This window comes from Streptomyces sp. CA-146814 (assembly GCF_050942385.1).
Classification (GTDB): Bacteria; Actinomycetota; Actinomycetes; order Streptomycetales; family Streptomycetaceae; genus Streptomyces.
In genome coordinates this window covers 151,899-164,345 of the sequence record NZ_CP192068.1, presented here as the reverse complement: position 1 = coordinate 164,345, position 12,447 = coordinate 151,899, and the positions used below count along the sequence as shown (strand labels likewise).

The following is a 12,447-nucleotide window of genomic DNA, read 5'->3' as shown; positions in this document are numbered from 1 at the left end:
GCAACACGTTCTACTGTGTGCGCCGCCGCACACCGGCGACGCGGACGCGAGACTCCGGAGGGGCCGTGCACCTCGAATACACGCCTGAGCAAGAGCAGTTGCGCACCGAACTACGTCACTACTTCGCCGCCCTGGTCCCCGACAACGCCTACGCGCGCTACGCGGAACCCGCCGCCCAGAAGCGCTTCTACCGCGAGACGGTCCGCCGACTCGGTACCGACGGCTGGCTGGGCGTGGGCTGGCCGAAGGAGTACGGAGGCCGCGGGCTCACCCCGATGGAACAGTTCATCTTCTTCGACGAGGCGGCCCAGGCGGGCGTGCCGCTGCCGCTGATGGCCCTGAACACCGTCGGGCCCACGATCATGCAGTTCGGCACCGACGAGCAGAAGGCGTACTTCCTGCCGAAGATCCTCGCCGGAGAGATCGACTTCGCGATCGGCTACAGCGAACCGGACGCCGGCACCGACCTCGCCGCACTCAAGACCCGCGCGGTCCGCGACGGGGACACGTACCTCGTGAACGGCCAGAAGATCTGGACCACCAACGGCGACACCGCCGACTGGGTCTGGCTCGCGGTGCGCACCGACCCCGAGGCCCCGCCGCACAAGGGCATCACCATGCTCCTGGTCCCCACCAGCGACCCCGGCTACTCCTGCACCCTGATCAACACGCTCGCCTCGCACGACACCACGGCCAGCTACTACGAGAACGTCCGTGTCCCGCTCACCCACCGTGTCGGCGAGGAGAACAAGGGCTGGCGGCTCATCACCAACCAGCTCAACCACGAACGCGTCACCCTCGCCGCCCACGGCACGATGGCGGTCCGCGCCCTGCACAACGTCCAGCGCTGGGCCGCCGACACCAAGCTCACCGACGGCCGCCGCGTCATCGACCTCCCCTGGGTCCGCACCCGTCTCGCCCGCACCCACACCCGCCTGGACGCCATGAAACTGCTCAACTGGCAGATGGTCTCGGCCCTCCAGGACGCCACCCTCACCCCGCAGGACGCCTCGGCGGTCAAGGTCTACGGCTCCGAGGCCCGCCGCGACGCCTACGCCTGGCTGATGGAGATCATCGGCTCGGTGGGCCCGCTGAAGGAGGGTTCGGCCGGAGCGGTCCTCCACGGCGAACTGGAACGCGGCTACCGGTCCGCGGTCATCTTCACCTTCGGCGGCGGCAACAACGAGATCCAGCGCGAGATCATCTCCTGGATCGGGCTGGGGATGCCTCGGGTGCGGCGGTGATCCGACGCGCGGCGGCAGCGTGCACCACGTACTCCGCGCCGGCCGAAACGTATAAGTGATGTAGCCCACAGCGGAACAGACGTACGAACACGCAACGGTCTGCGGGCCATACTGATGGTCATGACACCGACGGCCACATCCGTGGGCGCCTGCTGCTGTTCGCCGCTGCGCGCAGGCCTCGAACGCCCGGCCGAGATGCCGCGTCGGGTCAGGCTTCGCTCTTCTGCTGCCGCGTCATGCCTGGGTGGCGTGGCAGGAAGGATTGCGTCATGAGCCTTCGCGCGCTCGCCCGCATGTACGCCGACGGCGAGATATCGACCAGGGAGGCACTGGCAGAGCTGGGCAGACGCGTGGACATCCCGCTGTCCGAAGGGCAGCGCGGCCTGTGGGCGCTCGCCAAGATGGAGCCGGAGACGTACGCGTACAACGTTCCCGTGTGCTTTTCGGCCGCGGACGTGGACACCGAGGCGCTTCAGGCCGCCTTCCGCGACACGCTCTCCCGGCATCCGCTGCTCTCGGCCACGGTGCGCGAGACGGACGACGGGCCGCGTCTGTCCCACGGAGACGCGGACGGTTTCTCCGTCGAGTACGTGGACATCTCCGATATGCCGTCCGATCGGGTGCCGGACCTTTTGAAGGAGAGGGCGAGGCGGCCGTTCGACCTGGCCGGTGGTCCCCTGACCCGGCTGGCTGTCCTGCGTCGCTCCGCGTCCGAGGCGTACGTTCTGCTGGTCGTCCATCACCTCGTGATCGATGGGGTGTCGGGGCGTCTCGTCGTCGACACGCTGTTCCGTTCGTACCGGGCGCGGGGCGAGGGGCGCGACGTGCCGAGTGAGGTGGGCTCCGCCTCGTTCGGTGAGTTCGTCGCGTGGGAGCGGGACGCACTCGCCGGTGAACGCGCCGAGGAGGACCGCGAGTTCTGGGTACGGGAGCTCGCCGGCGCGGACGTCCTCACCGGGTTGCCTTCACAGGTGGCCCTACCGCCGGACGCGCCTCATGTGGGCGAGGTGCACACCAGCCGGCTGTCGGAGGAGCGGGCCGCCGCCATCGCGGTCTTCACCGCCTCCCACGGGATCAGCCCGGGGATCTTCTTCCTGGCGGCCTTCCTGACGCTGCTGCACCGGTACACCGGGAGCGAGGACCTCGTCATCGGGATGCCGGTGGCCGGGCGCCCGACGGAACACTTCGACCCGGTCGTCGGCTGCTTCGTCAACACGCTGCCCGTCCGGAGCAGGCCGGACGCCTCCGAGGAGTTCACGTCGTTCGCCCGGCGCGTCCGCTCCACGGTGCTCGACGTGCTGGAGCACGGGACCTACCCGTTCCACCGGATCGTGGACGATCTCGGTGCCCGGGGCGTGAATCCGCGGTCGCCTCTCTACCAGATCGTCTACAACTACCAGGATTCCGCTCTCTCCGGATACCTGGGCGAGCGGGCCCGCGCCACCGGCGAGAACGACTTCGAACTCGTCGACGGGCTGTACCAGTTGGGTGAGTACGACCTGACGGTGGACGTGGCTCCCGGTGACGGGTTCCTGGTCAACTGGAAGTACCACCCTGACGCCTTCTCGGCCGACGCCGTCGCGCGCATGGCAGACCACTTCGCCACCCTGGTGGACAGCATCCTCGCCTCGGACGGGCAGTCGCCGATCGGCGCGCTTAACCTGCTCGACGACGAGGAGCGGCGCCTCGCCATCGAGGCAGGGAACCGCACCGAGGCCGACTTTCCCGCGCATCGGACGTGCTGGGATCTCTTCGCCGAACAGGCGGAGGCGAAACCGGACGCCCCGGCGGTCAGCTGCGGAGAGCGGACGCTCACCTATGGCGAACTCGCCGACCAGAGTTCGGCGTTGGCGCAGGCGCTGACGCGTCGAGGCGTCGGCCCCGGGGACGTCGTAGGGGTCTGTTACGAACGGTCGCTCGACCTGGTCGTGGCCCTCCTCGCCGTCATGAGGCTCGGCGCGGTGTACCTGCCTCTGGACAGCCGACTGCCGGCCGAACGTCTCTCCTACATGGTCGAGGACAGCGGCGCGCACCTCGTCATCTGCCATGAGGCGGTGATGGACAGGCTGGCCGCCGTGGGGACGCCGGGGGTGAGGCTGTACGCGACCGATCGCCAGGACGATCAGGTCGTCCAGGGGTCGGCAGCGGCAGCGTCGGGGGAGACGGCCTCCGATGCGCCGGGCCCGCGAGCCGCCTACATCATCTACACCTCGGGCAGCACCGGGAAGCCCAAGGGCGTCGTCGTTCCGCACGCGGCGCTGACCAATTTCCTGCTGGCCATGGCGGACACGCTCCAAGTGGCCTCCGACGACCGGCTGTTGGCCATCACCACGCACAGCTTCGACATCGCCGCCCTGGAGCTCTACCTCCCGCTGATCACCGGCGGGCAGGTCTGCGTCGCTGACTCGGCCACGGCCGCCGATGCCACGTTGCTGGCCGAGAAGGTCGCCGAATGGCGGCCCACCATCATGCAGGCCACTCCGGCGACCTGGGCCATGCTGGTGCGCGTCGGGTGGCGGAACACCGAGGGCGTCAAGGTGCTGTGCGGCGGCGAGGCGTTACCGGACGGCCTCAAGGACCAGCTCGTGGCGCGCGGCGAGGCCTGGAACCTGTACGGGCCCACGGAGACGACCATCTGGTCGGCGGCCAAGCGGCTGAGCCGTGAGGAACCGGTGACCATCGGCAGCCCCATCGCCAACACCCAGCTGTACGTCCTCGACCAGCAGCTGAGTCCCCTGCCGGTCGGCGTGACCGGCGAGCTGCACATCGGGGGCGACGGGGTCGCCCTGGGCTACCACCGGAGGCCGGAGCTGACGGCCGAGCGCTTCCTGGACAACCCGTTCGCGCCCGGACGGCTGTACCGGACCGGCGACCGCGCGCGCCGACTGCCCAACGGCGAGATCGTCGTGCTGGGCCGGATGGACCACCAGGTCAAACTGCGCGGCCACCGCGTCGAACTCGGTGAGATCGAGGCGGTGCTGGATGCCCGGCCGGAGATCGGCCGAAGCGTCGTCCTGCTCGAACATGCCGGCCTGTCGGACAGGCTCACGGCCTATTACACCGCCGGGAACGAGAACGGGAAGGGGGATGCGCCGGTCGACGCCGCGTTGCTGCGTACGGAACTCGCCAAGACCCTCCCCGCCTACATGCTGCCCGCCGCATTCGTGGCCCTGGACGCCCTTCCGCTCACTGCCCACGGCAAGGTCGACCGGGCGAAGCTGACCGAGGCCACCCGGACGGTGCCGCTCCCGGCCGCCGACAGCCCAGCCGCCGACAGCCCGGCCGCCGACAGCCCGGTGGCCGCGCTCGACATCGAGCGGACCGTGCGCGGGATCTTCGAAGAGGTGCTCGGCTCGCGTGACATCGACCGTGCCGCAGGCTTCTTCGACATCGGCGGAGACTCGTTCGCGGCCATCGAGGCGGTGGAGCGGATCAACCGCGAGTTCGGCTGCTCGCTGCGGCCCACCAGTGTTTTCGCGCACCCGTCCGTCGCGGCGATGGCCCGACACCTGACGGGGCTGCTGCCTGCCGGCCGGGCAGCTGCTGAACAGGCATCTGCGGCGCAGCCGGTCGGGCCCGAGCAGCACCCTGATCCGCACCCTGCCACTCCGGCGGCCGACGACGCCTCGCTCGATGGTTCGATCGCGGTGATCGGCATCTCCTGCCGGTTCCCGGGCGCCGTGGACCACCGCGCCTTCTGGTCCGCGCTCGTGGAAGGACGCAGCGGCTCCACGTCCTGGTCGGCCGAGGAACTCCGTACGCTCGGAGTGCCGGAGGAACTGATCACCCGAAGCGGCTACGTGCCGCAGCGGTCGGTCGTGGACGGCAGGGCGGAGTTCGACGCGGCGTTCTTCGACATCTCCCCGCGTGACGCCGAGTTCATGGACCCGCAGGCGCGCTTGCTGTTGCAGCACGCGTGGCAGGCGCTGGAGGACGCCGGCTACCGCCCGGAGGATGTTCCCCGGACCAGCGTCACCACGTCCACGAGCACGAACTTCTACCAAGCCCTGCTCCCGGCTCTGATGGCGAACGCGTCGGGCCCGCGAGTTCTGGCCAGTTCCGAGACGTACGCCGCGTGGCTGTTCGCCCAAGGCGGCACGGTGCCCACGATGATTTCCACGAAGCTGGGCCTGCGCGGCCCCAGCATGGCGGTGAGCACCAACTGCTCCTCCGCTCTGAGCGCGGTGCACGTCGCCTGTCAGGGACTCCTGGCCGGCGACGTGGACCAGGCGGTCGTCGGCGCGGCCAGCCTGTTCTCCGCCGGGGAACTGGGATACGTGCACCAGCCGGGCCTGAACTTCTCCAGCGACGGACGCAGTCGTGCGTTCGCCGACGGCGCCGACGGCATGTCCGGCGGCGAAGGTGTCGGCGTGGTCGTCCTCAAACGCGCCGGTGAGGCGATCGCCGCCGGCGATCACATCTACTGCCTGATCCGTGGCATCGCGGTGAACAACGACGGCGGCGACAAAGCGGGGTTCTACGCGCCCAGCGTGCGCGGCCAGGCCGAGGTGATCCGCAAGGCGCTGGACAAGGCGGGCACGGACCCGTCGACCATCAGCTACGTCGAAGCGCACGGCACAGGTACGAGGCTCGGCGATCCCATCGAGGTCGCGGCGCTGACCGAGGCGTACCGCCACTACACGGAACGCAGCCAGTACTGCGGCATCGGCTCGGTCAAGAGCAACATCGGCCACCTGGACGCGGCCGCGGGGATCGCCGGCCTCATCAAGGTGGCCCTGGCCCTGCAGCACGGCGAGGTTCCGCGGACCCTGCACAGTGACGTGCCGAGCTCGGAGATCGACTGGGACGAGTCGCCGTTCTTCGTGGCCGACCGGAATCTGCCGCTGGACGGCGACGGGCCCGCACGGGCGGGACTGAGCTCCTTCGGGATCGGCGGCACCAACGTGCACGCCGTACTGGAACAGGCGCCGACCTGTGCGCGGGCCGCCGGACGCCCCGGCCCCCAGGCGGTGGTCCTCTCGGCCCGCCACGGGGAGCGGCTCGGCGTCCTCGCGCGGCAGCTTCTGGAGTTCCTGCCGGGATACCGGGACGCGCACGGTGATTTGGCGCCGCTCGCGTACACGCTGCAGGTCGGTCGGCGGGCGATGGCCGAACGCGTGGTCTTCGTCGCGAACGACGTCGACGGGCTGATCGCCACCCTTCAGGACTACGTCGAGCGCGGGGCGCGCGGAACGGTGTTCGAAGGGACGGCCCGACGGCCTGAGGACGAGCTGCGGGCCATGTTCGACCGCCCCGGGGAGCTGCGGGACCTGGTCGCCGGGTGGCTCGAACGCGGGGAGTGGGACAAGATCGCGCCCCTGTGGGTGAACGGCATCGATGTCGACTGGCACGCCTACCACCGCGCGCATCCGTCGGCGCGGGTGAGCCTGCCGACGTATCCGTTCGCCGCGAAACGGTACTGGCCGGCTGCCGAGGCGGTGCCGGTTACCCGGGCCACCGACCCGCTCGACGCCGTGCCGGTTCACCGGGCGACCGATCCGCTCGATGCCGTGTCGGTTCCTCGGGCCGCCGACCCGCTCGACGCGGCCTCGTTGCTCGCGGCCGCGGCCGAGCCGGAGAGCGTCGAGACGTTCCTGTCCGGTCGCACGTCCGCCACGGAAGAGCTGGACAGCCTCTCGCGCCCGCTCGTGCTCGCCCAGCTCGTGGCGGCGGGACTCTTCGACGCGCCCGTTCGCCGCGACCTGATCGGCCTGAGCGGGCAGAGGATCACGCCGTCCCTCGCCCCGTGGCTCGACCACACGGTGACCGTGCTGCTGAGCCACGGAGAACTCGTGCGTGAGGGCGATTTCGTGGCGCCCAGGAAGAGTGCGCCGAGCTTCGAACAGGCGTGGCGCGCCTGGAGTGCGTGGAAGGACGCCCGTGCCGACGATCCGGAGCTGGCGGCCAAGACCGGCCTGACCGAGCGCATGACCGAGGCCTTGCCCGCGATCCTGTCCGGGCGGACGAAGGCCACGGCGGTCATGTTCCCGGGTGGCTCGTTCGAGCTGGTCGAACCGGTGTACCGGGGGAATGCGACGGCCGACTACTTCAACGACGTGACGGCCGACGCGGTGCGTGCGGAGGTGGACGCCCGGGGCGACGGCATCCGGCTGCTGGAGATCGGAGCGGGCACCGGCAGCAGCAGCGAGCGCGTCTTCGCCCGGCTGACGGGCCGCGACGTCGCCGAGTACCGCTACACGGACATCTCGAAGGCGTTCCTGATCGACGCGGAGCGGCGGTTCGCCGGCCGCGTACCGTACGTGTCCTTCTCGACCTTCGACGTGGAGCGGGAGCCCGGCGCACAGGGACTTGCCACGGGTGGGTACGACATCGTCATCGCCAACAACGTCCTGCACGCCACCCAGGACATCGTGCGGGTCGTGCGTCATGCCCGAGCACTGCTGCGGCCCGGCGGGGTCCTCGTACTCAACGAACTCGCCCGGAACGACTGGTGGTCGCACCTGACCTTCGGGCTCCTCGACGGATGGTGGCGGTTCACGGACGGAAGGCGCATCCAGGGCGGACCGGCGCTGTCCTCGGACGCGTGGCGCGAGGTGTTGCGGGAGTGCGGGTTCGGCACGGTCGACCTGCTGGCGGAGCCCGCCCGGGATCTGGGCCAGCAGGTACTGCTGGCGCGCGCTGGTTCGCCTGTCCCGCGCCGGGGTTCGCGGCCTGCCGCGTCCGGTTCGGTCGAGCAGCACGTCCGCGCGAACGTCGAGCGGATCCTCGCCGAAACGTTGAAGCTGACGGCGGACGAGCTCGCGCCCGAGAAGCCCTTCGCCGACTACGGACTGGATTCGCTCACCGGCGTCTCCCTGGTGCAGCGGCTCAACGAGTCGCTCAGCACCGACCTGGATCCGAGCGTGCTGTTCGAGAACCCGTCGATCAGGCGGCTGACGAGTTACATCGTCGACGAGGAGGGCGCCGCCGTCGCGGCCGCGGTGTCCGAGCCGGCGGTGGTACGTGAGGTGTCTGCCGTATCCGAGGCGTCAGCGGTACGTGAGGCGTCCGCCACACCCGAGGCGCCTGCCGTACGTGAGGCGTCCGCCACACCCGAGGCGCCCGCCGTACCCGGGCTGTCCGCCGTAGCCGAGCCGTCCGGCGGAGGCCGGGAGCCCGTCGCGATCGTCGGCATGAGCGGCCGGTTCCCGGGGGCCCGGGACACCGATGAGTTCTGGGACCTGCTGGCCTCCGGCCGGGACGCCGTCTCGAAGGTGGACCGCTGGGACCTCGCGGCGCTGGGCAGCGTCTGCCTGGACGGCGGTCTCCTGGACGGCGTCGACGAGTTCGACCCGCTCTTCTTCGGGATCTCCGGTGCGGAGGCCGTCTACATGGAGCCGCAGCAGCGGCTGTTCCTCCAGGAAGCGTGGCGGGCGCTGGAGGACGCGGGCCACGCGGGCGAGTCGCTCGACCGGGACCGGTGCGGTATCTACGTGGGCTGCGCCGCGGGCGACTACCTGGATCTGACGGGGCCGTCCGACTACCCGGGCCAGGCGCTGTGGGGCAACATGAACTCGCTCGTGCCGTCCCGCATCGCGTACTACCTGGACCTGCACGGGCCGGCGATCGCGGTCGACACCGCATGCTCCAGCTCGCTGGTCTCCCTCTACCTGGCCTGTCAGGCGCTGTGGGCGGGCGAGGTCACCACGGCGATCGCGGGCGGTGTCTACGTACAGAACTCGCCGCGGCTGTACCTGGCGGCCTCGCGGGCCGGAATGCTCTCCCCGACCGGCCGGAGCCGTGCGTTCGACCAGGCGGCCGACGGATTCGTGCCCGCCGAGGGGGTCGGTGCGCTGGTCCTCAAACGGCTCTCGGACGCCGAGGCGGACGGCGACCACATCCATGGCGTCATCCGTGGCATCGGGATCAACCACAACGGCACGACCAACGGGATCGCCGCGCCGAACGGGACCTCGCAGGAACGGCTGATCCGGCAGATCTACCAGGACTTCGCCATCGACCCGGCGGGGATCGGGCTGGTCGAGGCGCACGGCACCGGAACCAAGCTCGGCGATCCGGTGGAATTCCGGGCGCTCGACCGCGCGTTCCGTGGCTTCACGGACGCCGAGGGGTTCTGCTCGCTCGGCTCGACCAAGGCCTCCATCGGTCATGCGCAGGCTGCGGCCGGCGTGATCGGCGTCATCAAGACACTGCTGGCGATGAGGCACGAGGTGATCCCCGGTCTGCCCCACCACACGGAGACGAACTCCAGCGTCACGTTGGCCGGCAGCCCGTTCTTCGTGCACACGGAGCCGAGGCGGTGGGCCGTGCCGGAAGGCGGCAGGCGGCGCGCCGCGGTCACGTCGCTCGGCGCGAGCGGAACCAACGCCCACGCCGTCATCGAGCAGCCGTCCAAGCCGCGCAAGCCGTCCAAGCCGCCCACGCCGCCGCGCAGCAGGCAGGACGGGGCCCGAATGATCGCGCTGTCGGCGGCCACGGAGGACGCCCTGCGCGAACAGGTGGCCCGGCTCGCGCGCCACTGCCGCGAGCACCCGGACCTCGATCTCGGCGACATGAGCCACACCCTTCTGCTCGGCCGTAGGCACCTGCGGCATCGATGGGTGATGGTGGTCCGGGACATCGCGGAACTGGAGAGCCGGTGCACCGCCTGGCTCTCCGGGCAGGACATCCCGGCGCAGAGCCCGGACTCCAGGTTGCGGGCAGTCGCCCAGCAGTTCCTCGACGGCGAGGCACCGGATTTCGCCGAATTGTTCCGCGACAGCCGCTACCGCCGCGTTCCGCTTCCCGGCTACCCCTTCGAGCGGGAACGCTATGCGCTGCCGAACCGCGCGCCGGTGGACGACGGGCCGCAGCGCGATGACGAAGTCCTCACCGGCGACGAGTTCTACCTGCGGGAACATCAGGTGCAGGGAACCGGGATCGCCCCGGGAGCCATGTATCTGCACTGGGCCGCAGCAGCGGCGAGGCGGACCGCGAGCGACCCGGTCCGCTTGAACGACATCGTCTTCCTGCGGCCCCTCGCGGTGTCGGGCGTGCCGCGCGCACTGCGGGTGGATCTTCGCGCGGACGGCGACGCCACCCGGTTCACGGTGTCGTCCACGGAGTCCGCCGGAGACGAACCCGTACTCCACTGTCAGGGCGAGGTGTCCGGCACCGAGCCGACGGCCGTGCGGGCTCTCGATCTGCCCGCACTGCTCCGGGAGTTCCGGTCCACAGCATTCGACCCCCAGCGGTTCTACGCCGAATGGCGGGAGCGCGACATCGCCTACGGCCCCACCTTCCAGGGGGTCGTGGCGGTGCACCGTAGCGACAACGCGGTGCTCGCCGAACTGCGGCTGCCCGGCGCGGCGTCAGGGGCCACGGACGGCCCCGTCCCGCATCCCGCGCTGGTGGACTCGGCGATGCAGTGCATGCGACTGCTCGACGGCGACGGCGACGGCGGCGACGACGATCGGGTCGGGCTGGTGTTCACCATCAAGTCGGCCGAAGTCCTCGCCCCCGGCGCGACCACGATGTGGGCCCTGGTACGCCGTGCCGAGGACACGCGCGGCGCGGACCGGATCGACATCGACCTCGCGACCGACGACGGCACCGTGTGCCTGCGGCTGCGAGGCATCGCAGGCCGTCGAACCGAGCGGACGCCGGACCCGGCGCGTGCCGAGCGGACGCCGGACCCGGCGCGCGCTGAGCGGACGCCGGACCGGGTGCGTGCCGAGCGGGCGTCGGATCCGGTGGACGGTGTCACCACGCTGGTGCCGGTGTGGGATCCCCTTCAGCGGACGGAGTCCGCGACCTGGCCGCAGAGTTCCGCATCCGTGGGCATCATCGCGGCCCCAGGGCAGGCGCGGGACGCTCTCCTCGCGCGCCTGCCAGGCGCGCACGTGCTCGCGGACCCGTCGCCGAGTACGTACGACGACCTGGAGACGTCTCTCCGGTCGGTCCCGGAACTCGACCATCTCATCTGGGTGGCGCCCGGCGCCGTGGACGACCGGTCCGGTGAGAGCGTCGTCGAGGGCCAGGCCGGCGGCTCGCTGCATGCCTTCCGTACGGTGAAAGCACTCCTGGCCGCAGGGTACGGCGACCGCTCCTTGGGCCTGACCCTGATCACCGAACGGGCGCACGCCGTCCATGAGGCCGAGGCCGTGGACCCGGCGCACGCCGGTGTCGCCGGCCTGGCGGGGTCGACCGCGAAGGAGTACCCGAACTGGCGGGTGCGGGTGGCAGACGTCGAGGACTACGACGCGCCTTCTCTCGACGCGGTGCTCGGCCTGGCCGCGGACCCGGACGGCAACCTGCGCATCCACCGCGACGGTCGGTGGCACGGGCAGCGGCTGATGACGGTTCAGTCGGCCCCACCGACGTCGTCCCGGCTGCGGCAGGGCGGCACGTACGTCATCGTCGGCGGCGCGGGCGCCCTCGGCACGGTCATCAGCGCGTACCTGATCCGCCGGTACCGCGCCCAGGTGGTGTGGCTCGGACGCAGGCCGCAGGACGCGCGCGTCGAAGCCGCCATCGCTCAGGCGACCGGCGCGGAGGGACCCGCGCCGCTGTACCTGCGGTGCGACGCCACCGACCTCGCGGCCCTGCGCGAGGCGAAGGACGAGATCGCCCGACGGTTCGGCGCGGTGCACGGCGTCATCCACTCGGGCCTGGTGTTCTCGGGGGCGAGCCTGGCCCGGATGAGCGAGGCACAGTTCGAAGACGTGCTGCGCTCCAAGGTCGACGCGAGCGTCCGGTGCATGCAGGTGTTCGGCGGTGACTCGCTCGACTTCGCCCTGTTCCTGTCCTCGATCAACTCCTACCTCAAGGCCATCAAGCAGGCGAACTACGCGGCCGCCTGCACGTTCCTCGATGCGTTCGCGCTGACGGTGCAACGCGGGTACGGCGCTGCCGGCAAGGTGCTGAACCTGGGCTACTGCTTCAACAACGCACCCACCGAGGGAGAGCGGGGCGCGGTGGTCGGAGCCCAGGCGCCTCTCATCCAACCGGACGAGCTGACCGCGGCGATCGAACGACTGTGCGCGGCGCCGGTCAGCAGGCTGACGCTGATGAAGTTCAGCCCCGCGCTCAACGACCGGGGCATCGTCCTGGGCGACGACGACGTCATCCTCCCCACGGCCGTGGAGCCGGACGCTGTGCCCGCCGACGTCCAGGAACCGGCGGCGGCGCCGACCGGCGACCTGGACCAACTGCGCGCCCGCATCGCCGAGCTGACCGCGCTCGCCATCTGATCGCGGCCTTC

Annotated in this window: 2 protein-coding genes; both read left to right on the top strand. The window is 70.7% G+C overall.

Annotated features, from left to right (window positions below):
* The first annotated feature begins 65 nt into the window (after positions 1–65).
* On the top strand, positions 66–1,244 hold the full coding sequence (locus ACQP09_RS00645; protein WP_433395055.1) for an acyl-CoA dehydrogenase family protein: 1,179 nt from the start codon (positions 66–68) through the stop codon (positions 1,242–1,244).
* A gap of 269 nt (positions 1,245–1,513) precedes the next feature.
* Complete coding sequence (locus ACQP09_RS00640; protein WP_433395054.1) at positions 1,514–12,436, top strand: amino acid adenylation domain-containing protein; 10,923 nt, start codon at positions 1,514–1,516, stop codon at positions 12,434–12,436.
* Positions 12,437–12,447 lie beyond the last annotated feature (11 nt).